The sequence below is a fragment of the Streptomyces mobaraensis NBRC 13819 = DSM 40847 genome (assembly GCF_017916255.1).
Classification (GTDB): Bacteria; Actinomycetota; Actinomycetes; order Streptomycetales; family Streptomycetaceae; genus Streptomyces; species Streptomyces mobaraensis.
Map to the genome: position 1 here is coordinate 536,575 of NZ_CP072827.1, position 22,209 is coordinate 558,783.

The 22,209-nt window shown below is 73.7% G+C and carries 21 protein-coding genes; 10 read left to right on the forward strand and 11 right to left on the reverse strand.

Features of this window, described 5'->3' with window-relative positions:
- Nucleotides 1–119 precede the first annotated feature (119 nt).
- The gene (locus tag J7W19_RS02105; protein ID WP_004942025.1) at nt 120–1,685 is read left to right on the forward strand and encodes a GMC oxidoreductase; all 1,566 of its coding nucleotides are present in this window, start codon (nt 120–122) and stop codon (nt 1,683–1,685) included.
- Here J7W19_RS02105 and J7W19_RS02110 read toward each other — a convergent pair.
- Both J7W19_RS02110 and J7W19_RS02115 read right to left on the reverse strand, forming a co-directional pair.
- Nucleotides 1,633–2,448 (reverse strand): DUF72 domain-containing protein, encoded by an 816-nt coding sequence (locus J7W19_RS02110; protein ID WP_004942023.1) that lies wholly within the window; start codon nt 2,446–2,448, stop codon nt 1,633–1,635. The two genes, J7W19_RS02105 and J7W19_RS02110, sit on opposite strands and share 53 nt — an antisense overlap.
- Nucleotides 2,449–2,620: 172 nt before the next feature.
- Nucleotides 2,621–3,343: a restriction endonuclease gene (locus J7W19_RS02115; protein WP_004942021.1), complete on the reverse strand. Its 723-nt coding sequence runs from the start codon at nt 3,341–3,343 to the stop codon at nt 2,621–2,623.
- A gap of 154 nt (nt 3,344–3,497) precedes the next feature.
- Here J7W19_RS02115 and J7W19_RS02120 point away from each other — a divergent pair, with 154 nt between their 5' ends.
- A complete protein-coding gene (locus J7W19_RS02120) occupies nt 3,498–3,944 on the forward strand; it encodes an HIT family protein (RefSeq protein WP_004942019.1) in 447 nt (148 codons plus the stop codon).
- A 98-nt stretch (nt 3,945–4,042) separates the two neighbouring features.
- Nucleotides 4,043–5,341: a phosphoribosyltransferase gene (locus tag J7W19_RS02125; RefSeq protein ID WP_004942017.1), complete on the forward strand. Its 1,299-nt coding sequence runs from the start codon at nt 4,043–4,045 to the stop codon at nt 5,339–5,341.
- A 160-nt stretch (nt 5,342–5,501) separates the two neighbouring features.
- Here J7W19_RS02125 and J7W19_RS02130 read toward each other — a convergent pair whose 3' ends face one another.
- Both J7W19_RS02130 and J7W19_RS02135 read right to left on the reverse strand, forming a co-directional pair.
- Entirely contained in the window at nt 5,502–6,359 is an 858-nt protein-coding gene (locus tag J7W19_RS02130; protein ID WP_004942015.1) for a hypothetical protein, read from the reverse strand.
- 9 nt (nt 6,360–6,368) lie between these two features.
- Entirely contained in the window at nt 6,369–6,932 is a 564-nt protein-coding gene (locus J7W19_RS02135; protein ID WP_004942013.1) for a papain-like cysteine protease family protein, read from the reverse strand.
- Nucleotides 6,933–7,588: 656 nt separating this feature from the next.
- On the opposite strand from J7W19_RS02135, the gene J7W19_RS02140 reads away from it, so the two are divergent.
- Nucleotides 7,589–8,023, forward strand: a complete 435-nt coding sequence (locus J7W19_RS02140; protein ID WP_004942011.1) for a hypothetical protein — start codon at nt 7,589–7,591, stop codon at nt 8,021–8,023.
- Nucleotides 8,024–8,131: 108 nt separating this feature from the next.
- Here J7W19_RS02140 and J7W19_RS33360 read toward each other — a convergent pair whose 3' ends face one another.
- Both J7W19_RS33360 and J7W19_RS02150 read right to left on the reverse strand, forming a co-directional pair.
- The gene (locus J7W19_RS33360) at nt 8,132–9,142 is read right to left on the reverse strand and encodes a hypothetical protein (protein ID WP_158688751.1); all 1,011 of its coding nucleotides are present in this window, start codon (nt 9,140–9,142) and stop codon (nt 8,132–8,134) included.
- A 765-nt stretch (nt 9,143–9,907) separates the two neighbouring features.
- Nucleotides 9,908–10,789: a helix-turn-helix domain-containing protein gene (locus tag J7W19_RS02150; RefSeq protein WP_004942007.1), complete on the reverse strand. Its 882-nt coding sequence runs from the start codon at nt 10,787–10,789 to the stop codon at nt 9,908–9,910.
- A gap of 113 nt (nt 10,790–10,902) precedes the next feature.
- Here J7W19_RS02150 and J7W19_RS02155 point away from each other — a divergent pair, with 113 nt between their 5' ends.
- A complete protein-coding gene (locus J7W19_RS02155) occupies nt 10,903–11,700 on the forward strand; it encodes an alpha/beta fold hydrolase (protein WP_040888812.1) in 798 nt (265 codons plus the stop codon).
- Nucleotides 11,701–11,733: 33 nt separating this feature from the next.
- Here the strand turns inward: J7W19_RS02155 and J7W19_RS02160 are convergent, their stop codons facing one another.
- A complete protein-coding gene (locus J7W19_RS02160; protein WP_004942003.1) occupies nt 11,734–12,393 on the reverse strand; it encodes a TetR/AcrR family transcriptional regulator in 660 nt (219 codons plus the stop codon).
- Between the two features lie 87 nt (nt 12,394–12,480).
- On the opposite strand from J7W19_RS02160, the gene J7W19_RS02165 reads away from it, so the two are divergent.
- Entirely contained in the window at nt 12,481–13,410 is a 930-nt protein-coding gene (locus tag J7W19_RS02165; protein WP_004942001.1) for a zinc-binding dehydrogenase, read from the forward strand.
- Nucleotides 13,411–13,526: 116 nt separating this feature from the next.
- Nucleotides 13,527–14,300 (forward strand): hypothetical protein, encoded by a 774-nt coding sequence (locus J7W19_RS33365; protein ID WP_004941998.1) that lies wholly within the window; start codon nt 13,527–13,529, stop codon nt 14,298–14,300.
- Between the two features lie 17 nt (nt 14,301–14,317).
- On the opposite strand, the gene J7W19_RS02175 is transcribed toward J7W19_RS33365, so the two are convergent.
- Nucleotides 14,318–14,536: a hypothetical protein gene (locus tag J7W19_RS02175; RefSeq protein ID WP_004941996.1), complete on the reverse strand. Its 219-nt coding sequence runs from the start codon at nt 14,534–14,536 to the stop codon at nt 14,318–14,320.
- A 182-nt stretch (nt 14,537–14,718) separates the two neighbouring features.
- On the opposite strand from J7W19_RS02175, the gene J7W19_RS02180 reads away from it, so the two are divergent.
- Nucleotides 14,719–16,083, forward strand: a complete 1,365-nt coding sequence (locus J7W19_RS02180; RefSeq protein ID WP_004941994.1) for a cryptochrome/photolyase family protein — start codon at nt 14,719–14,721, stop codon at nt 16,081–16,083.
- 124 nt (nt 16,084–16,207) lie between these two features.
- Nucleotides 16,208–17,950, forward strand: coding sequence for a pyruvate dehydrogenase (locus J7W19_RS02185; RefSeq protein WP_004941992.1), 1,743 nt, complete (start codon nt 16,208–16,210; stop codon nt 17,948–17,950).
- A gap of 181 nt (nt 17,951–18,131) precedes the next feature.
- Here J7W19_RS02185 and J7W19_RS02190 read toward each other — a convergent pair whose 3' ends face one another.
- Together J7W19_RS02190 and J7W19_RS02195 are read right to left on the reverse strand one after the other, a co-directional pair.
- The gene (locus J7W19_RS02190) at nt 18,132–18,356 is read right to left on the reverse strand and encodes a hypothetical protein (protein WP_004941990.1); all 225 of its coding nucleotides are present in this window, start codon (nt 18,354–18,356) and stop codon (nt 18,132–18,134) included.
- Between the two features lie 20 nt (nt 18,357–18,376).
- Nucleotides 18,377–18,655: a hypothetical protein gene (locus tag J7W19_RS02195; RefSeq protein WP_004941989.1), complete on the reverse strand. Its 279-nt coding sequence runs from the start codon at nt 18,653–18,655 to the stop codon at nt 18,377–18,379.
- Between the two features lie 260 nt (nt 18,656–18,915).
- Between J7W19_RS02195 and J7W19_RS02200 the strand changes: the two genes are divergently transcribed.
- On the forward strand, nt 18,916–19,596 hold the full coding sequence (locus J7W19_RS02200; RefSeq protein ID WP_040888808.1) for a response regulator: 681 nt from the start codon (nt 18,916–18,918) through the stop codon (nt 19,594–19,596).
- 15 nt (nt 19,597–19,611) lie between these two features.
- Here J7W19_RS02200 and J7W19_RS02205 read toward each other — a convergent pair whose 3' ends face one another.
- Nucleotides 19,612–22,011 (reverse strand): phosphoketolase family protein, encoded by a 2,400-nt coding sequence (locus J7W19_RS02205; RefSeq protein WP_210455251.1) that lies wholly within the window; start codon nt 22,009–22,011, stop codon nt 19,612–19,614.
- Nucleotides 22,012–22,209 lie beyond the last annotated feature (198 nt).

Genomic DNA, 22,209 nt, shown 5'->3' on the forward strand with positions numbered 1-22,209 from the left:
GCGGGATGCCCCTTCGCCGAACAGGTCGTCCCCGCGCACGCGGCCGGGCGCGTCCCGCGACGGCCGGTGCGGCGCAACCGATGGTGGGGGCGAAGCACGCGCACGATCAGGAGGCACGAATGGCAGGACGCACCCGGCGCGACGCACTGGCCCTCGTGGCCCGGGCCGGCCTGGCCGGCCTGGGCGCGGCGGCCCTGGGAAGCCGGGCCGCCGCGGCGGCGACCCGTACGGACTTCCGCGCGCTGGTGATCGGTTCCGGGTTCGGCGGAGCGGTCGCGGCGCTGCGCCTGGGGCAGGCCGGGATGGACACGGCCGTGCTGGAGCGCGGCCGGGAGTGGCCGGTCGCCCCGGCGCGGCCGGTGTTCGGGTCGGTCAACGGGGTGACGGACACAATGTTCTGGTTCCGCCGCACGGCCCGCTATCCGGGGCTGCTGCCCGTACCGGTGCGGCCGGGGCCGGGCGTGCTGGAGGTGGCGGAGGAGCCGGGGCTTGACATCTGGTGCGGGGCGGGCGTCGGTGGTGGATCGCTGGTCTACACGGGGGTGACGGTGGCTCCGCCGCGCCGCTGCTTCGAGCGGCTGTACCCGTCCGGGCTGCGCTACGAGGAGTTCGCCCGCGTCTGGTTCCCCCGGGCGAGGGCGATGCTGGGCGCCTCGCCGATGCCGCGTGACGTCTACGCGTCGGGGCCGTTCCTCCACTCGCGGGTGTGGGACCGGCAGGTGACACGGGCGGGGTTCCGGCCGGAGCCGCTCGACTCGACGTTCGACTGGAGGGTGGTGCGCGGCGAACTGGCGCACCGGGTGCCGCTGTCCGCGACGGCCGGCGACTCGGACTTCGGCTGCGGCAACGGGGCGAAGAAGACCCTGACGCGCACCTATCTGCCCGCCGCCCTGGCCACGGGCCATGTGCAGCTGCGTCCGTTGCACGAGGTCCGCTCGGTGGGCCGGCGGCGGGACGGCCGCTTCCGGCTGGAGGTCCGCCGGCTGACGCCCGGCGGGGCGGTGCTGGGCACCGAGGAGTTCACCTGCGACCTGCTGTTCGTGGCCGCCGGCACGCTCAACACCAACCGGCTGCTGGTCGCCGCCCGCGACCGGGGCGCCCTGCCCGACCTGCCGGCGGCCGTGGGCGAGGGCTTCGGCGACAACGGCGACCAGGTGACCCTCCGTTCGCAGCCGCTCGTCCAGCACGGGGCGACGCAGGGGTCCCCGTGCGCGTCGGGGGTGTTCGTCCCGGACGGCTGCGGGCTGCCGCTGCGCGCGGAGAGCTGGGTGCTGCCCGGGTTCCACGGGCTGCCGGCGGTCGTCACCCTGAGCATGACGGCGGACGGCGACCACCGGGGCGCGTTCCGCTCCGACCCGCGCACCGGCCGGGTGCGGCTGACGGGCTGGGGCGACGGGTCGGCGGCCGCGGCCCGCGCCGCCCTGGCGTTCAGCCGGCGCGTCATCGCCGCCAACCCCGGTACCCTGCCGCTGACCGTGCCGCTTCCGCCGTACACGGCGCACCCGGTGGGCGGGTGTGCGATCGGCCGGGTGACGGACCCGGAGGGGCGAGTCCGGGGCGTGCCGGGGCTGTACGTCGTCGACGGCTCGCTGCTGCCCGGGACGGTGGGCGGCGCCAACCCGTCGCTGACCATCACGGCGCTCGCCGAGCGCGCGCTGGCGGGGATCGTCGCGCGGGCGGGGTGACGGCCGGGGCGGGCGCCGCGCTCGCCACGTCCAGTCCGGCGCGGGCCGCGGCGCGGGCGAAGACCACCGCGTCGAGGACGGCGGCCCCGCCCGGGTCGTTGTTGAAGTAGGCGTACACGTCGGCCCGCCGGGGCCAGGTGTCGGCCACCCGCGCGGCCCAAGTGGCGAGCGCCTGGCGGCCGTAGCGCGGCCAGGGCCGGGCCCGGCCGCCGTGGAAGCGCAGATAGCCCCAGCCGGCGGTGCGCCACAGCGGACCGGCGGGCCGGGAACCGGCGTCGGCCCAGCACAGGGCCGCGCCGCGGCGTTCGAGGACGGCCCGCACCTCGTCCGTCCACCAGGAGGGGTGCCGCAGCTCGACGGCCACCCGGACGCCGGACGGGAACTCGGCGAGGGCGGCGTCCAGCGTCGCGGGGTCGGCGCGCAGGGTGGGCGGCAGTTGGAGCAGGACGGGCCCGAGCCGGTCGCCGAGGCCCGCCGCGTGCCGCATCAGCCGGGCGACGGGCTCGGCCGGGTCGCGGAGCCGCTTGATGTGGGTGAGGAAGCGGCTGGCCTTGACGGCCATCACGAACCCGTCGGGTGTGCGGTCGCGCCAGTCGGCGAAGGTGTCCGGGGAGGGCAGCCGGTAGAAGGCGTTGTTGTTCTCGACGGTCGGGAAGTGGCGGACGTACTCCTCCAGCCAGAGCCGCTGGGGCAGTCCGTCCGGGTAGAGGCCGCCGCGCCAGTCGGCGTACTGCCAGCCGGAGGTTCCGACGAGGAGGGGCATGGGGGATCCCTGCCCGGTGGGGGGTGACGGATCACGGGATGGCGGTCGGTTCAGCCCGTCCGGCGTTCGAGGACGCGCGCGCGGCACGCGGTTCCGGGGTCCGGGGCGTCAGCCCCGGGAAACGGCGAAAGGGCGGGACGGGGGCGCGACCACACCGGGCCGCGCCCCGAACTCACGAGTACGCTCCGGGCGCGAGCCCGCCCCGCTCGGCGCCCTCGGCCCCGCCCCCCTGCCGCCACGGCGGCGGCGCCCCGCCGTCGCTCCACGCGGCGAGGGCCCGCGCGTCGAGGCAGAGGATGCCGCCGCGGGCGGCGTACTCGAGCGCGGGGCCGGTGAAGTCGCTGGTGGTGACAAGGGCCGCGATGTGGGCGCCGTGAATGGTGAAGCAGGTGCCTCCGAAGCGTTGCAGGTCCTGGGAGCCGACCTTGTGGTCGGGCCCGTACCGCTTGCACTGCACGACGAGGCGCCGCCCGTCGGGCGTGGTGGCGAGGACGTCGGCCCCGAGGTCGCCCGCGCCGCCGACCACTTGGACGTCCGTGCAGCCGTCGCGTGCGCACAGGTCGGCGATCGCCCGCTCGAACTCGGCGGCGTCCATGGCGGTGTAGTCCACCGGGGGAACGGCCTCCGGCGCGGGTGCCGCCCGGTCCCCGCGCCACCCCGCCGTCGCCCCGAACGCACCGCGCAGCCGGTGCCGCCCGCGCAGGCCCGCCGCCCCGGCGCAGCCGAGCGCGAGCAGGGCGACCAGGGCGCCGGCCGGATGCTCGTCGGCGTGGGCGGCGGCGGTCCGCAGCGTCAGGCCGACGCCGCAGACGACGATGGCGAGCAGGGCGAGGGCGAAGGCGGTCCGGCGTCCGGTACGGCCCCGGCGCGGGGCGGAGGGCTCGGGCATCGTCATCGTCGGCGGCTCCCCCACGTCGGCTTCCACATTTCAAGATCACCTGCTGGGGTGCGCTTGCCCGTTCCCGGGGGTTTCATGAGCGGCCCGGCCGCGACGGCTCCCCGGCCACAGGATGTGCCGCCGGCCCACGATCCCGTGGAGACTCGGAACCATGCGGACAACACAGGACCCCCCGACGGCGGACTGCGTCTTCTGCGCGATCGCGGCGGACGGCGCGCCCGCCCACCGGGTGCTGGCGGACGACGCGGTGGTGGCGTTCCTGGACGCCCGGCCGCTGTTCCCCGGGCATGTGCTGGTGGTGCCCCGGCGGCACGTGGTGACCCTGACCGAGTTGCCGGAGGCGGACGTGGGGCCGTTCTTCGCGCGGGTGCGGCGGATCGCCGGGGCGGTGGAGCGCGGGATGGGCGCGGCCGGTTCGTTCGTCGCGGCGAACAACAAGGTGAGCCAGTCGGTGCCGCATTTCCATGTGCACGTCGTGCCGCGCAACCGGAAGGACGGGCTGCGGGGCTTCTTCTGGCCGCGGACGCGGTACGCGTCGGAGGCGGAGGCGGAGGGGGTCGCGGAGCGCGTCCGGGCGGCGCTGGCGGACGGCGGCTGAGCGCCCCCGGCCGGGTTGGTGCGCACGGACGGGGGTCGCATAGTGGAAGGGAGACCTTTCCCGCCGGCCGGGCGTACCCCGGCTGCCGGAGGTGGACGATGCGATTCGACGACCGAGTGGACGCGGGCCGGCGGCTGGCCGAGCGGCTGGAACACCTGCGCGGAGACGATCCCGTCGTGCTGGGCCTCCCGCGGGGCGGTGTGCCGGTGGCGTACCAGGTGGCCCGGGCGCTGCGGGCGCCGCTGGACGTGATCCTGGTGCGCAAGCTGGGTGTCCCCTCGCACCGGGAGCTGGGTTTCGGGGCGCTCGGCGAGGGCGGGGTGCGGGTGGTGCGCGACGACATCATGCGGCTGGGCCGGGTGGACGAGGACGACCTGGCGGAGGTGCAGCGGGCCGAGGAGCACCACCTGCGGGAGCAGGCGGACCGCTTCCGCGGCGGGCGGCCGCGGGTGCCGCTGGAGGGCCGCACGGCGGTGGTGGTGGACGACGGGATCGCCACCGGTTCCACGGCTGTCGCGGCGTGCCGGGTGGCGCGGGCCCAGGGGGCCCGGCGGGTGGTCCTGGCCGTGCCCGTGACCTCGCCCGACGCGGTGGAGTCGCTGCGCGGCGAGGTGGACGAGCTGGTGTACCTGTCGGCGCCGGCCGGGTTCTCCGCGGTGGGCGAGTGGTACCGGGACTTCTCGCAGACGGAGGACGAGGAAGTCGTCGCCCTGCTGCGGCACGACACGTCCGCGCCGCCGCACACCGGGGCGCACATCCACGGCCCGGCCCCGGTGAAGCTGCCGGTGGACGACCGTACGGTCACGCTGGACGGCGACCTGACGATGCCGCCGGGCGCGCCGGCGGTCGTCCTGTTCGCGCACGGCAGCGGCAGCAGCCGGCACAGTCCGCGCAACCGTGCCGTGGCCGGGGTGCTGAACCGGGCGGGCCTGGGGACGCTGCTGTTCGACCTGCTGACGGAGGAGGAGGCGGCGGACCGGGAGAAGGTCTTCGACATCGGTCTGCTGGCCGGCCGGCTGGGCCAGGTGACGGAGTGGATGCGCCGGGAGTCCGTCCCGCTGTGCTACTTCGGCGCGAGCACGGGCGCGGCGGCGGCCTTGTGGGCGGCGGCGGAGGAGGGCCGGGAGGGCCCGGCGGCCCTGGTGTCCCGGGGCGGCCGGCCGGATCTGGCCATGGACCGCCTGGAGGCCGTCCGGGCGCCGACGCTGTTCCTGGTGGGCGGCCTGGACGAGACCGTCCTGGACCTGAACCGGCGGGCGGCGGCCCGGTTGCGGTGCGAGAACCGGCTGGTGGTCGTGGAGGGCGCCACCCATCTGTTCGAGGAGCCGGGCGCTCTGGACACGGTGGCCGAGCTGGCGTGCGAGTGGTTCACGGACCACGTCGCCACGACGTCCTGAGGGCCGCCGACGCCGCGGCCAACGGCCCCCGCGGCGCGCGCCCGCTCCCGTCCGGACAGGACTTCGCCCCGGTCCGGGGCGTGGGCGGCCGGGGACCGGGGCGAAGCCTGGAGGGGAAGTACGGGTCGTCCGGAGGGGAACTACGGACGGTTCGCGCTGATCAGCGGAGGCGTGCGCGCCTGCGGCGGAGGAGGCCGACGGCGCCGCCGACGAAGGCGAGCGCGGCGCCCGATCCGCCGAGGACCAGCGGGGCCGAGGACGTCGAGGAGTGCGGGCGCCCGGCGCCGAAGCCGCTGGAGAAGCCCTTGGTGTCGTACTCCGAGCCGGGCTGCTTGTCGGCGTAGCGCCCCTTGACCAGCTTCTGGTAGTCGGCGAGCGACACCGACGGCTGACCGTTCAGCCCTTGCCGGGCCGCGTCGTTCAGCGGCTCGACGGTGGTGAGCTTCAGCTGGTAGTAGCCGTGGATCTGCGGCTCGCTGAACACCGTCGTCGCGAGGTCGGCCTTCCCGGCGTAGGTGGCGTCCGTGTCGCCTTCGCGGACGGCGGCCAGGTGCCAGCCGGTGGTGCCGGTGGGGGCGAGCAGGACGGTGGCGGTGCGGCCGGCCGAGGTGGTCACGCCGGCGACGGCGTAGGCGAGTTTGACCGCGTCGGTGAGGGTGGGCTGGGCGGTGCCCGCGACGAAGGCCGGCGCGATTTCGTTCAGGGCCACCGGGTCCTTGATGGTGAAGGTCGGCACGCCCTCACAGGGGTCGGCCTTCGCGGGGAGCGTCACCACCGCGCCGGGCGACTCACCGCCGGGCACCGGTGCGCTGAGGAAGCGGCAGACCGCGTCGTGGGTGGCGGTCGACTTCAGTGTGTCCAGGGCCGCCTGGAGGTTGGGGAGGTCGGCCGGGCCCTTGGCCGCGCCGGCCGGGCCGGCTCCCACCGACAGCAGGACGGACGCGCCGAGTGCCAGGGTGACGGGGAGGCGGGAGAAGCGGGCGGCCCGCCGCGTCGCGGACGTTCTCTGGTCGCGCATGTCGCTCTCCTAGCCTGAGATCCCGGTCCGGGAGTGGGTCCACTTGAACGAGCTGTTGCTCACGTAGTCGTTGTAGTTCCACCACGTGTAGGTGGTCGTGTCCGGCCACGGGTCGCCGACGCCGATGGTGTTGTTCGACGTGTCGTAGCCGTAGACGACGTTCATGTGCCCGCCGCCGGAGGTCCAGCCGATGCGCGCTCCGACGGGCCGGGGCCCCCGGACCTCGGTCTGGACCTCGCTGAACGTGGCCGCCCTGCTCAGCCCCGTGCCCGTGTGGGACATGCCGAGACTGCCCCAGCCCCTGGCCATGTCGTCGAGCGTGGCGGGCTGGTTGTTGCAGCCGTAGTACGGATTGGCGCGGGTGCAGAAGTCGCTCTGGGTCGAGCCGTAGCCCTGGAACTTGGCGATGGTCAGCCCGGAGGCCACCCAGCACCACTGGGTCTTCTCCTGCTTCAGCATGGTGATCTGGTCGTACGCGGCGTCCGCGTGCGCCGTGGCGGCGGCTCCGAGGAGCCCGGACACGGCCAGGGCCAGGGCCGTCGCCGTGGTGGTCGTGCGCTTGAGTCTGCTCATTTTCCTGCCTTCCCGTCGTGGGGTGCGACGAGCAGATGGCCGGATCATCCGACCCCCTCCGTGGAGGGCAGTCATATGACAGCTCGCGTTGCCAAGGCTGACTAGCGTCTACCAACGAGTTCAACACCAAAGAGTGCTTTATCCGCTTATCGCGCTAATGCAAGATCTTTGCTTTCCATCCCATTGCACTCCGTCACCAGAGAGCCATCCATCCTTCTGCGACGCCTACGCCAACACGCGCCCGGGCGGCCTCTTTTCGAACGCGAAGGAAGCGGAAGCCCGCAGCGCTCAGGCGCGATCAGGTGTTGTCGAAAACCCAATGCGTGTCATTCCGTGGACGGTTGGAGCTTGATCGGGTGGTGATCAGGGAGCACTCCAGCGTGATCGCTGTCGCCGCGCCGCACCACTCCGGCCCGACGCGGGCGCCCTCGTGGAACGCCGACACCGCCCGCCGGAACACCGACACCAGGAGACCACCCCCGGCTCACTGTGCAGCCCGCAACCCGGAGGGGGTCGTCACCGTGCAGGAAGGAACTGCCGCACGACCGGAGCGCGGCATTAGGTTCCGGAGCGGAACAGCGATTGTTCCTGAGCACACGGAACCACGTCTGTGCAGCCGGTTCGCGCCACAGACAATCTGCGAGGAGAGACCACCGATGTCCGAGAAGCTCATGGGGAAGAAGAACGGGGTCGCGCTCGCGGTTCCCACTGTGCGCAAGCGCACCGTCGGCACGGCCGTGGCCTCCGGCGCCCTGGCCCTGGCCGCGGTGCTCGGCGCGGGCGGCCAGGCCGTCGCCGGCACCGCCGGCCAGCAGATCGTCATCGCCGACTACACCGGCAGGGTCGGGTCGGTGAAGATCATCAGCCAGGACCAGAAGGGCGCGCCCCGCACCTACTGCCTCGCCACTCCCCACAAGGAGACCAGACTGGAGGGTTGGTGGTGGCGGGACTACACCCGTCTCGCGAAGTGGACCGACTCCAGCTGCGGCGCCGGCGGCGGCGCCTATCTCGGCAGCCAGGACGAGTGGGTGAACGCCACGCAGTACGACAGCGACTGGACGTGGCTCAACATCTACAAGAACCAGTACTGATACCGATCCCGCGGGGTGCGGGCGGCTCCCACCGCCGCCCGCACCCGGTTCTCCCAGAGGACGCGTTCCTCCCAGCGGATCCGGACACCGAGGCCGGACGCACCGGGGCTACCAGGTGACGATCATGTACCCCTTGCCGCCGGACCCGCCGCGGACCCCGTCGCCGCCGTTGCCACCGGGGTCGGCGGCGGAGTGGTGCAGCACCGCGCCCGAGCCCGAGGACCCGCCACGTCCTCCGCGACCGCCGGGCCCGCCGACGCCGATGCCCTGAGGCAGCTTCGCGCCTCCGGGCTCCACGTTCTTGGCCGGTTCGCCGCCGTCCCCCGGAAAGAACTGCTTCGTCCCGTGCTTGCCGGCGCCGCCCTGGAGGGATTCCGCCACCTTTCCTCCGGGGCACCTTCCCGGCCACGCCTTGCGCGTGGCCCCGCCGGCGGCACCCGCCTTGCCGTGGTGGGCCCGGCCACCGCTCTTGCCGCCGCCCTCGCCGCCGGTGCCTTCCAGCCCACGGAGGCCGGCGGGTCCTTCGTCGACATTGGCCACCTGCACGTCCTTCGTCGTGTCGAACAGCTCGGTCCGGCGCCGGGCCTCATTGCCGTTGTTGCCGGGGCGGCCCGACCGGCCGTTCTGCCCGTCCTGACCGGAATTACCCGAACCGGCCGCACCGCCCTGGCCCTTGAGGCCGCCTTCGCCCCCGCTGCCACCCCCGGCGACGGTCACCTGGTAGGTGTGGGAGGGGTCCAGCGTGATGTGGCACGCCAGGTAGGACCCGGCACCGCCGCCACCGCCGGCCCCTCCCGCTCCGCCCGAGCCGCCGCTGCGCCCGTCGGCCCCGGTGTTGGGGTCGAAGAAGTCCTTCACGGGAGCCTCGCCGCCGCCACCGCCACCACCGGCCCCTCCCCCGCCACCCGTGCCGCCGGCACCCCAGATGTAGACGGTCGCCTTGCTCACCCCCGCCGGTGGCCTCCACGACGTGGACGACTCGAAGACCTTCCGCCGCTCGGAGGGCGCGGCCTCGGCACCGGGACTCAGGGAAACCGCCAGCAGGTGAGCGACGACCAGCGCGGCAGTGGTTCCCCATGCCGCACGGCGCCTCACCGGGGGCACTCGTACGTGATTCATCCGCGTGTTCTCCTCATCCGTCCGACCACCCGTCCGACCATCCGCCGGACCGTCCATCCGACCCTCCGCCGGACCGTCCATCCGGCTGTCCGTCCGACCGTCCATCGGGCTCTCCATTCGGCTGCTCATTCGACGTGTTCCTTCCGGAGGAACCAGGGGCGCCGCGGAATCCGGCCCGAGCCCGTCAGTGCGCCGCCGGACCACTGCCTTCCGGCAAGGACGGGGACACGGCGGCCGCGAGCGGCCGGACGGGTGGGCACTGCCGTCGCCACGGGCCGTCCGGCGGCAGGCCTGTTTCCTACGGTCACAGCGCAAGCCGGTCAAATCATCCGACGAGCAGGCCGAAAACGATCCCTTACACATGTGCGGAATCCGACCTGACGTGCTGGTGCGGTGCCGCCTCGACATCACCTGCCGACCGGGCGGAGGGCTGCCTCAAACCCTCCGCCGACGTACCGAAGGAGTGAACCCGGGCCTGCGGAGAACGCCGGGCGTCCGCCGGCCGGCACATCGTCCCCGTCGGAAGGACCTGGTCCACTCCACGCGACCGTCTCACCGGTACGAGGGAGCGGACCGCCATGAGGGACCGGACACGCCACGGCTTCCGGCGGGGCCGGGTGGCAGCCGCGCCCGTCGCGCACGCCGGCGGGGACGCGGGGACGGCACCCGTGAGCGACCCCTCGCACTCGGCTCGCCTCGAACATCGCCCCTGACCGGCACCCCGAGGTCCCGCGCCGCCCGCGACCGGACCGCTCGCGGGGGAACTCAGACCCCGCGGCTGCCGGTTGCCCCGTAGGCCGCGCGCCAGGCGCCCGGAGGTGTGGCGGCCTGGCGCCGGAAGAAGGTGGTGAAGGCGGTGGCGTCCCGGAAGCCGAGCCGTCGGGCGCAGCCGGCGACCGGCAGGTCGGTGTGCGCGAGCAGCCTCTTGGCCTCCAGCAGGACGCGCTGGTCGAGGAAGGACTTGGCGCCCGTGCCGGTGGCGGCGCGCGTGGCCCGGGTGAGGGTGCGCACGTCGTAGCCCAGCGCCCGGGCGTAGTCGGCGACGTGGTGCCAGTCGGTGAAGTGCTCCTCCACGGCGGCCCGGTAGCGGCGGAACACATCCGTGGACCGGCGGTGGCCGGTTGCATCCGTACGGACGGGTGCGGCGGGGAGCGCGCGCAGGAGCAGGGCCGCCAGCAGGTGGGTGAGCAGCGCGGGAGACGCCAGGTGCGGTGCGCGCACGGCCGCGTCGTGTTCGCGGCCGAGGTGCAGGGCCGCGAACAGGGCGAGGTCCAGGCGCTGTCGGTCGAGGTGCCAGCACGCCGGCGTGGCGGCCTCCGCCGCGGTGAAGCCGGGAAGGAATCCGGGCCGGAAGAGGACCAGCGGGCCGTCGCAGGCGTCGGTGTCGCTCCAGCGGTGCACCATGCCGGGCCGTATCCATACGGCGCTGCCTTCCGCCAACCGGTGCGTCCCGAAGTCCGCTTCGTGGCTTCCGGTGCCGGAGGCGATCAGGGCGAGGACGTGGAAGTCGGGGCGCTGCGGCAGTACGCGATGGCGGCGGACGTCCATGCTCCGCAGCGCGGCGAAGTCCAGGACCTCCACGCCGCAGGACGAGCCGACGGCGGGCGAGTAGCGCAGCTGCCGCACCGCCGGGTGTCCGTTTTCCACAACGACTGTGTTCCTTTCCACCGGGCAGCGGATCCCGCCGCTCGTACGGTCGGACATGTGCCCGGCAACCAGGCCGGGGCTTAAGCAGGTTACGTGTTCGAGGTGTGGTGACGATGGAAACGACAAGGCCGGTGCCGGTGGCGGGCGGGACCCTGGACGTACGGGTCGGGGGCCGTACCGGGCCGGCGCTGGTGTTCGTCCACTACTGGGGCGGCTCCGCCGACACGTGGAACGGTGTGATCGCCCGGCTCCCGTCCGGGCGGGCGACGGTCCGCTACGACCAGCGCGGCTGGGGCACTTCCCGGTCGCTGCCCGGTCCCTACGGCCTCGACCGGCTCGCCGACGACCTCGACCGCGTGATCGCCGCGTGCGTACCGGGACCGTTCGTCCTCGTGGGGCACTCCATGGGCGCCAAGGTGAGCCAACTGCTCGCGGCCCGCGGGCCCGCCGGTCTGGCCGGCCTGGTGCTCGTCGCGCCCGCGCCCCCCGAGCCGCCCGGCACGGTGACCGAGGAGTACCGGCGGGAGCTGTCCCACGCCTACGACTCGCCCGCCGCGGTTCGGCACGCCCTCGACCATGTCCTGACCGCCGCACCGCTGCCCGGACCGGTGCGGGCCACCGCGCTGCGCGACAGCGTCGCCGCCGGACCCGAGGCCCGGAGGGAGTGGCCGCTGCGCGGCATCGCCGAGGACATCACGGGCGCCGCCCGCCGCATCGCGGTTCCGGTGACCGTGCTGGCCGCGGAGCACGACGTGGTCGAACCACCGGGCGTGCTGGGGGAGTTCCTGCTGCCGCACCTTCCGCACGCGAGCCTCGTCACCGTCCCCGACGCCGGCCACCTGCTCCCCGTGGAGCGCCCCGGCGCCGTCGCGGCGGCGATCGCCGACTTCCTCGCGGTTCTCCGGTCCTGACCGGCTCCCCGGGACAGCCCCCCGACCGCCCGCCTACGCGCTCCTCGGCTCCGCCGAGAAGGTCAACGCCCTCGGGACGACCTCGAAGACGCGCCGCAGTTCGGCCGCCAGGGCGTCGCGACCCGGGGCGCCGGGGAGGGTCACCCACGCCTCCAGGGCGTGCCGGTGGGCGGCGACGAAGAAATCGAGCGCGAGGCGGAGGCGGATCTCGTCCCGGGGGTCGTCGATACGCAGCCGACGCGTCAGGATCCCGGCCGCCCTGCGCACAGTGCGGTCGCAGAAGTGCAGGCCGTGGGCGTCCATGGACGGTGTCTCGGCGGCCAGTCGGCGGCTGAGGCGGACGCTCCGCGCCCAGCCCGCGCCGGTCATCCGCTCCAACGCGCCGTACAGCGACGCCTGCAGCGTCTCCAGGACGGTTCCGCCGCTCGGTTCGCGGGTCTCCAGGTCGTCGAGGAACGCGGACCACAGGTCCTGGGTCGGTGCCATCGCCACGTCTTCCTTGCTGGCGAAGTAGCGGAAGAAGGTGCGCTTGGACACCTCGACGGCGTCGCAGAGTTCGTCCAGCGTCGCGCCGTCGAAACCGCGTTCCGTGAAGAGCTCCAGGGCGGTGTCGGTCAGCGCCTGACGGGTGCGCAGTTTCTTGCGCTCGCGCAGCGGCAGGCGTTCCGGGGTGGGTGCGTCGGTGGCGGCCATCGGCCCCAGTGTAGCGCGGGCGCCTATGCCACTTGTAGGTTTATGCCACTGAGAGGCACAATCGACTCCCGGAAGGGCTGCTCTGCCATGCGCGCACTCCTCGTCGACCCCACCGCCCCCGCCCGCCTGCGCCTCGGCGAGGCACCGGACCCCGAACCGGCACCCCACCAGGCACTCGTCCGCACCGTCGCGACCTCCCTCAACTCCGGCGAGATCCACCACGTCCTGGCGGAGTCGCCCGCCGGGGCCGTGCTCGGCTGGGACGCGGCGGGAGTCGTCGAACGCGCGGCGGCCGACGGCTCCGGCCCCGCGGCCGGCACCCCCGTCGTCACGCTGGGGTGGGACGGGGCCTGGGCGGAGCTCCGCGCGGTCGACACCGACCGCCTCGGCACCGTGCCCGAGGGCGCGGACCTCGGCGCGATCAGCACGATCCCGGTGGCCGGCGCCACCGCCCTGCGCGCGCTCCGGCGCCTCGGCCCGCTCCTCGGCCGCCGCGTCCTCGTCACCGGCGCGACCGGCGGCACCGGTCGGTACGCCGTCCAACTCGCGCGCCGCGCGGGCGCGTACGTCGTCGCGTCCACCGGCGACCCCCGCGCGCACGGCGACGGCCTGCGGGCACTCGGCGCACACGAGGTCGTGACCGGCCCGGAAGACCTCATTGAACCGGTGCACGGCATCGTCGACATGGTCGGCGGACGGCACCTCGTCGAGGGCTACGCCCAGCTCGCCGAACACGGCACCCTCGTCAACGTGGGCCGCGCGGCACTGGCACCCGACACCTTCCCGCCCGGCGCCTTCTCCGGCGCCCCCGAGGCCCACGACCGGGCGCTGGTCAGCTTCTTCCTCCTGCGGTGCACGGGACTCGACGAGGACCTGACCCTCCTGGCCGGCCTGGTGGCGTCCGGGGAACTGGACGCCCAGATCGCCTGGCGTGGCACGTGGGACCAGGCGGCGGACGCGATCGACCTGCTGGTCGGCCGGCGCCTGCACGGCAAGGCGGTACTGGACCTGTCCTGACGGCAGTGCCGGACCTGTCCTGAACGCGGCCGCCACCGGTGGCGGCTACCACCTGAGTACCGAAACTGAGTACGAACGCTCAGGTCCGGCCGCCTGCCGGGCGGCAGGCTGGAGTCATGACCACGCCGCTCACCGGACCCCAGTCGTACCCCGCGCCCCCGCCGTTCCCCGCCTTCCCGCCGCCCTTGCCGCCCGTACCGCCGCGCCGGCGGCGGCGTGGGCTGGTGGCCGGGGGTGTCGCCCTGGCCGTCCTGGTGGCCGGCGGCGGCGCCGGGGCCTGGTGGTGGACGCGGGACGGGGACGGCTCACCGCTGGCCGGGCGGCCGCGGGTGGCGGACGACGCGGCCGGACTCTCCTACGCCGTCCCCAAGGGCTGGGAGCACGACTCGAAGCACAAGCTCATCAACGCCTTCACCACGGCGATCGGCCGCAAGAAGCAGGACGACCACCACACGGCCGCCGTGCTGGCCGGTCGTTCCGGCGCGATCCCCCAGGACCGGCTGCGGATGTGGGCCGAGCGGGCCGCCCGTTCGAACGCGGAGTTCTTCTACCCCGACCGGCCCGTCGCGCCCGAGGAGTCCCGCCCGACCTCGGTGGACGGGCACCCCGCCCACACCGTGGCCCTGCGGGTGGACGCCGAGGAGGGCGGTCCCGCCCGGCTGCGGATGACCCTCCTGCGAGTGGACGACACCCGGGCCGCCTTCCTCCTCGGCATCGACCAGCCGGCCGGAGGGCCGGTGCAGGAGGAGGTCGACCAGGTGCTGGAGAGCGCCGAAGTGACGGGGGGTGGGAAGGCGACGGAGGGGCGGCCGGAGGCCGGGGGCCGGTCCGGGTCCGGCGCGCCGTCCCAGGCGCTTCCCGCGTACGGAACCGACCGCCGCCGCCTCTGACCCTCCCCACCGTCACCTCACTCCTCGAAAAACTCCCGCACCACCCGTTCCGCCGCCTCGTCCGCCGCCGCCGCGGGTGACAGCTCACTCAGGGTGTCCAGGTCGGTGTCCTCACTGAGTTCGGCCTCCCAGGCGGCGGCCAATTGCTCCTGCCGCTCGCGCGGCTGGCTCTCGACCTTCTTCCGGCTCGCGGGGCTCAGGGCCGCCAGGAAGCGGGGCAGTTCGTCGGCGGGCATACGGGCCTCTCTCGTCGCGGTCGCTCCTCCCCCGCCGCACCTGGGGCGCGTGGGGTTCCTGATCAGGTGTTCCAGGCCCCGGCCCGGCATCCCTGCCCGGGGCAGCCCGCTCACCCGAACGGCCCCCGCGCCGCGCCCCGACGCGTCCCCGGCCGCCGCCGGACGCGCCGTAGCCTGACGCCATGCCCGTAGCCCTCGCCCTGTTCACCTCCGACCTGCGGCTGCACGACAACCCCGTGCTGCGGGCGGCCGTCCGCGCCGGCGACCGCGTCGTCCCCCTCTTCGTCGTCGACAGCGGCGTGGCCGCCGCCGGTTTCGCCGCGCCGAACCGGTCCGCGTTCCTCGCCGGCTGCCTGGCCGACCTCGACGAGGGGCTGCGGGCACGCGGCGGGCGGCTGGTCGTCCGCCGGGGTGACGTGGTCGAGGAGACCTGCCGGGTGGCCGCCGCGGCGGACGCGGTGGAGGTGCACGTCGCCGGCGGGGTGAGCGGTTACGCGCACCGCCGCGAGGAGCGGCTGCGCGCCGCGCTGGAGGCGGGCGGGCGCCGGCTGCGCGTGCACGACGCGGTGGTCACGGTGGTGGCCCCGGGCGAGGTGGCGCCCGCCGGGAAGGACCACTTCGCGGTGTTCACGCCGTACTTCCGCCGCTGGTCGGCGGAGCCGCCCCGGGCGGTCGCGGACCCGCCCCGGCGCGTCGACGTCCCCGAGGTGGACGGGCTGCCGGTGCCCTCGGCCGCGGACCTCGGGGCCGACGGCGCGGCGCCCGGCCTGCCCCGTGGCGGCGAGCGCGAGGGCCGGCGCCGGCTGACGGCCTGGCTGCGGAACGGTGTCGACCGCTACGCCGAGCTCCACGACGACCTGGCCGCCGACGCCACCTCCCGCCTCTCCGCGTACCTGCACTTCGGCTGCCTGTCACCGCTCGAAGTGGTGACGCGGGCCCGCGGGGACTCCCCCGGCGCCGAGGCGTTCGTCCGCCAGCTCGCCTGGCGGGACTTCCACCACCAGGTACTCGCCGCCCGCCCCCGGGCCGCCGTCGCCGACTACCGGACGCGCCACGACCGCTGGCGGCGGGACGCGGGCGAGTTCGACGCCTGGCGGGCCGGGCACACCGGCTACCCGGTCGTCGACGCGGCGATGCGCCAGCTCGCCCACGAGGGCTGGACGCACAACCGGGCCCGCATGATCGTCGCCTCGTTCCTCGCCAAGACCCTCCACCACGACTGGCGGGAGGGCGCCCGGCACTTCCTCCGCCACCTCGTCGACGGCGACCTGGCCAACAACCAGCTCAACTGGCAGTGGATGGCCGGCACGGGCACCGACACCCGCCCCAACCGCGTCCTCAACCCCGTCGTGCAGGGCCGCCGCTTCGACCCGGGCGGCGACTACGTCCGCCGCTGGGTCCCCGAACTGGCCGGCGTGCCCGGCCCCGCCGTCCACGAGCCGTGGAAGCTGCCCGCGGCCGTCCGCTCCGGGCTGCGTTATCCGGAGCCGCTCGTCGACCTCGCGGAGGCCCTGGCCCGCTTCCGGGCGGCGCGCGGCCTGGACTGAGCTCCCCCCGCACGTGGACGCGGAGATGCGTGACCAGGTGTTCCGTGGGTGGATGGGGGCAGGGGCGCAAGTGACCGGCCGCGCGCCGGTCGCGTACGACACGGCGGAACGGAGGAGCGTTCTCATGGCCAAGCAGACGGTGGCGGAGCAGTTCGTCGACATCCTGGCGCGGGCCGGGGTGCGGCGGCTCTACGGGGTCGTCGGCGACAGCCTCAACCCGGTCGTGGACGCGGTGCGCCGCAACGCGGCCATCGACTGGGTGCACGTCCGCCACGAGGAGGCCGCCGCGTTCGCCGCGGGCGCGGAGGCGCAGCTCACCGGCAAACTGGCGGCCTGCGCGGGCTCCTGCGGCCCCGGGAACCTGCACCTGATCAACGGCCTGTACGACGCCCACCGTTCCATGGCGCCCGTGCTCGCGCTGGCCTCGCACATCCCGAGCGGCGAGATCGGCACCGGTTTCTTCCAGGAGACCCACCCGGACCGGCTGTTCCAGGAGTGCAGCCACTACTGCGAGCTGGTGTCCACCCCGCAGCAGATGCCGCGCGTGCTGCGCACCGGCATCCAGAACGCGATCGGGCGCGGCGGCGTCGGCGTCATCGTGCTGCCCGGGGACGTCGCCGGGGAGCCGGCCGCCGCGCCCACCGGGGACCACGCGCTGGTCACCACCCGGCCGTCGGTGCGCCCCGGGGACGCGGAGATCGACGCGCTGGCGCGGATGGTCGACGAAGCCGGCAAGGTGACGCTGTTCTGCGGCGCCGGTACGGCGGGGGCGCACGACGAGGTGATGCGGTTCGCCGAACGGGTGAAGGCGCCCGTCGGGCACGCGCTGCGCGGCAAGGAGTGGATCCAGTACGACAACCCGTACGACGTCGGCATGAGCGGCCTGCTGGGCTACGGCGCCGCCTACGAGGCCACCCACGAGTGCGACCTGCTGATCCTGCTGGGCACCGACTTCCCGTACACCGCGTTCCTGCCGGACGATGTGAAGATCGCCCAGGTGGACGTGCGGCCCGAGCGCCTGGGCCGGCGGTCCGCGCTGGACCTGGCGGTGTGGGGCGACGTCCGCGAGACGCTGCGCTGCCTCACGCCGAAGGTGCAGGTGAAGAGCGGCCGGAAGTTCCTCGACAAGATGCTGAAGAAGCACGCGGACGCCCTGGAGGGCGTCGTCAAGGCGTACACGCGGAAGGTGGAGAAGCACACACCGATCCATCCGGAGTACGTGGCGTCGGTGCTGGACGAGGAGGCGGCCGACGACGCGGTGTTCACCGTCGACACCGGCATGAACAACGTCTGGGCCGCCCGCTACCTCACTCCCAACGGCCGGCGGCGCGTCATCGGCTCGTTCACCCACGGCTCGATGGCCAACGCGCTGCCCCAGGCGATCGGGGCGCAGTTCCTCGACCCGGACCGGCAGGTGGTGTCGATGTCCGGGGACGGCGGGTTCTCCATGCTGATGGGCGACTTCCTGACGTTGGTGCAGTACGGGCTGCCGGTGAAGGTGGTGCTGTTCAACAACTCGTCGCTGGGCATGGTGGAGCTGGAGATGATGGTGGGCGGCCTGCCGTCGTACGGCACGGCCAACCGCAACCCGGACTTCGCGGCCCTCGCGACGGCGGCCGGGGCGTACGGGGTGCGGGTGGAGAAGCCCAAGCAGGTGCGGGGCGCGCTGCGGGACGCGTTCCGGCACAAGGGTCCGGCGCTGGTGGACATCGTGACCGATCCCAACGCGCTCTCGATGCCGCCGAAGATCAGCGCGGACATGGTGAGCGGGTTCGCCCTGTCGGCGGGGAAGATGGTGCTGGACGGGGGTGTGGGGCGGATGGTGCAGATGGCGCGCTCGAATCTGCGGAACATCCCGCGGCCCTGACGGCCCTGGCGGCCCCTGACGGTTCCTGTCCTGACCGTCCCGGTGACCGGGTCCGGTGACCGGGTCCGGTGACCCGTCCGGCGGCCCGTGCGCATCCGCCGGTCGGGCCCGTCCGCTGCCGTCACCGCTGCCGCTGCCCATCCTGTCCGGCTGCCGCGGCCACCCGCCCGCGACCGGCTGCCTACCGCCGGGTCAGCCGGGGCCCGCCGGAGGCGTCGTCCACCCGATAGCGGGCGGCCAGCGCCGCGAGAGGCTTCCCGACGCACTCCTCCGGCACCGCGAATTCCGCCACCTTGCGGTCCTCGCCGGGCACCGGGCGGACCCCGATGCGATCGTCGCCCTCCTCCACGATCTCCGCCAGGGCGAGGATCTCCCCGTTCTCGTCGAATACCGCGTGCACGCGCATGAGCGAACCGTCCGTTTCCGTCACGGGGTCACAAGGACGAGGGTGAAAATGAACTCGGAGTTCCCGGTCGCCCGGAGGGTTACCCCCCAGAACGGCGGGATCGGGTCGTTGAAGTCCCAGAAGGAGAACTCGGACACGTACTCCAGCTGCGCGTTCCGGTCGCTGAACGACGTGTGGTTCACGCAGGGCCGGATCCAGGAGCTGCCGGGCGGGACCTTGCCGAAGTCGAAGGCGAAATTGTTCTGCTGACCGTTGCCGAGGAACAGCAGACCGCTGCTCTTCACTTCCAGACCGGCCATGTTCCACCGCCTTTCCGGAATCGCCGTACCCCGAAGGGAGCACTGTGGGCACAGCGTGCTCCCGGCCCCGGACGCCGTGAACGGCCGCGGCGCGGACACCACCCGTTCGGCTCCGCAGGACGGGACGGCGGTGGCCCGTGCGCCGCGGGACGCCTTCCGCGGGTGGGGCCGTTCGGCCCATGGCACCGCCCCGTAGGATCGACCACGATCGACACCAGGCGTGACCGGTGCGACCGGCGCGGACGGTGACAGGAGGGGCAGTGGAACAGGCAAGGGTCTTCTCTCCGGAGAAGCCGATCCGGGTGTTCCTCCTGGACGACCACGAGGTCGTCCGGCGGGGCGTCCAGGACCTGCTGGACGCCGAGGACGACATCACGGTGGCCGGCGAGGCGGGCACGATCGCCCAGGCCCTGGCCCGGGGTCCCGCGCTGCGCCCGGACGTCGCCGTGCTGGACGTCCGGCTGCCCGACGGCGACGGCATCTCGGTCTGCCGGGAACTGCGGTCGCGCATGCCGGACCTCGCCTGTCTGATGCTCACGTCGTTCGACGACGACGACGCCCTGCTGGACGCCATCATGGCGGGCGCGGCGGGCTACGTACTCAAGCAGATCAAGGGCTCCGACCTGGTGGCGGCGATCCGCACGGTCGCCTCCGGGCAGTCCATGCTCGACCCGGCCACCACCGCCCGGCTCATGAGCAGCCTGCGCGGCGACGAGGGCGCCCACCCGGAGGACGACCGGCTGGCGGGCCTGTCGCCGCGCGAGCGCGACATCCTGGCGCTCATCGGCGAGGGCATGACCAACCGGCAGATCGGCCGGCAGCTCTTCCTCTCCGAGAAGACGGTCAAGAACCACATCTCACGGCTGCTCGCCAAGCTGGGCGTGGAGCGCCGCATCCAGGCGGCGGTGATCGCCTCGGAGGCGGCCCGGGCGGGCGGCTGAGCCACCGGCGTCCGCTCACCCGTCCCAGCTCCACTCCGCCACCTCCGGCAGGTCCGTGCCGTGCTCGCGGATCCAGGCGTGGTGGCGGGTCCGGACGTCGTCCATCGCCTGCCGCACGCCGGCGGCGCGGACGCCGAGGCCGGGGACGCGGTCGATGACGTCCATGACGAGGCGGTAGCGGTCGAGGTCGTTGCTGACGACCATGTCGAACGGCGTGGTCGTCGTACCGGACTCCTTGTAACCGCGCACGTGGAAATTCGGGTGACCCGCCCGCCGGTAGGCAAGACGGTGGATGAGCCACGGGTAGCCGTGGTAGGCGAAGACGACGGGCCGGTCGGTGGTGAAGAGGGCGTCGAACTCGTGGTCGGGCATCCCGTGCGGGTGCTCGCCGTGCGGCATCAGCCGGGCGATGTCGACGACGTTGACGACGCGGACGGCGAGGTCGGGCAGGTGCCGCCGGAGCAGGGAGGCCGCGGCCAGGGTCTCCTGTGTCGGCACGTCCCCGGCACAGGCGAGGACGACGTCGGGTTCCCGCCGCCCGTCCTCCGTGCCGGCCCATTCCCAGACGCCGGCGCCGCGGGCGCAGTGGGCGCGGGCCTGTTCCAGGGTGAGCCAGTCGTAGCAGGGCTGTTTGCCGGCGACGATGACGTTGACGTAGTCGCGGCTGCGCAGGGCGTGGTCGGCGACGGACAGCAGGGTGTTGGCGTCCGGCGGCAGATACACCCGCACGACTTCGGGGCTCTTGTTCAGGACGTGGTCGACGAACCCGGGGTCCTGGTGGGAGAAGCCGTTGTGGTCCTGGCGCCACACGTGCGAGGTGAGCAGGTAGTTCAGGGAGGCGATGGGCCGCCGCCAGGGCAGCCGCCGGGAGACGCGCAGCCACTTGATGTGCTGGTTGACCATCGAGTCGACGATGTGCACGAACGCCTCGTAGCAGGAGAACAGCCCGTGCCGCCCGGTGAGCAGGTACCCCTCCAGCCACCCCTGGCAGGTGTGCTCGGACAGGATCTCCATCACCCGACCATGCCGGTCCAGATGCTCGTCGGTGGGCAGGGTGCCGGCCTGCCACGCCTTGCCGCTCGCGCCGTAGACCGCCTGCAGCCGATTCGAAGCGGTCTCATCAGGCCCCACAAGACGGAAATCGCGACGGTCGGAAGTGGCCTCCATGACGTCGGCGAGCAGCCCGCCGAGGACGGCGGTCGGCTCGTGCCGCCCGGCGCCGGGCCGGTCGACGACGACCGCGTGACGCTCCAGGGGCGGAACGGGCAGGTCGCGGAGGAGCAGTCCGCCGTTGGCGTACGGGGTTGCGCCGAGCCGCCGCGCTCCTTCGGGCACGCACTCCAGAACCCTCGGCACGGGCCGCCCGTCGCCGTCGAACAGTTCCTCCGGCCGGTACGACCGCAGCCACGCCTCCAACTGCCCCAGGTGCTCGGGATTGTCCCGGACACCGGAGAGCGGCACCTGATGCGACCGCCAGGTGCCCTCGACGGGCAGCCCGTCCACCTCACCGGGGCCGGTCCACCCCTTGGGCGTCCGCAACACGATCACGGGCCAGGAAGGCCGGTCCGCGATGCCCTCCTCGCGGGCGGTGCGCCGGATGGCGGCGATGTGGTCCAGCGCGGTGTCCATGGCGGCGGCCATGGCGCGATGGACGGTCATCGGATCGTCTCCGGTCACGTGCAGGACATGATGCCCGTACCCGTGCAGCAGCCGATCGAGCTCGTGCTCGGGCAGCCGGGCGAGGACCGTGGGGTTGGCGATCTTGTACCCGTTGAGATGGAGGATCGGCAGGACAGCACCATCCCGAACGGGATCGAGGAACTTGTTGGAGTGCCACGACGCGGCGAGCGGCCCGGTCTCGGCCTCCCCGTCCCCGACCACGCAGGCGACCAGCAGCTCCGGCCGGTCGAACGCGGCCCCGTACGCATGCGACAGCGAGTACCCGAGCTCCCCGCCCTCATGAATCGACCCGGGCGTCTCGGGCGCCACATGACTGGGCACCCCACCGGGAAACGAGAACTGCCGGAACAGCCGCTCCATTCCGTCCGCGTCCCGTGTGACATCGGGATACGTCTCGCTGTAGCTCCCCTCCAGCCACGAGTTGGCCAACACAGCGGGCCCCCCATGCCCGGGCCCCCACACACAGAGCGCCTCGATCCCCCGCTGCTTGATCACCCGGTTGAGGTGGGTGTACACGAGGTTCAACCCGGGCGAGGTCCCCCAGTGCCCGAGCAGCCGCGGCTTGATGTGCTCCGGCCGCAGGGGCTCGGTGAGCAGCGGGTTCCCCATCAGATAGATCTGCCCGACGGCCAGATAGTTCGCGGCCCGCCAGTGCGCGTCCAGCGCGGCAAGCTCGGCGTCGGACGGAGGCCGCGCATCGTCGGCGCGCTCCTGGGACTGCTTGGGCTCCGGCATGCTCCCACGGTTCCACTTCCCAGGGCGCGGCGCCATGGGAGCAGGCGGCGCGCGGGTCGCACGGATCGTCAGTCCGCCACACGGCACCTTCCCGGCCGTCGGCACGTCGGATCCCGACGTGATTAAGCTGACACGCGGCCCCCAGCGGCCACTCACTCCTACGGCCGACTGAGGCGCCGCGCAAGCCACCGAGAGAGT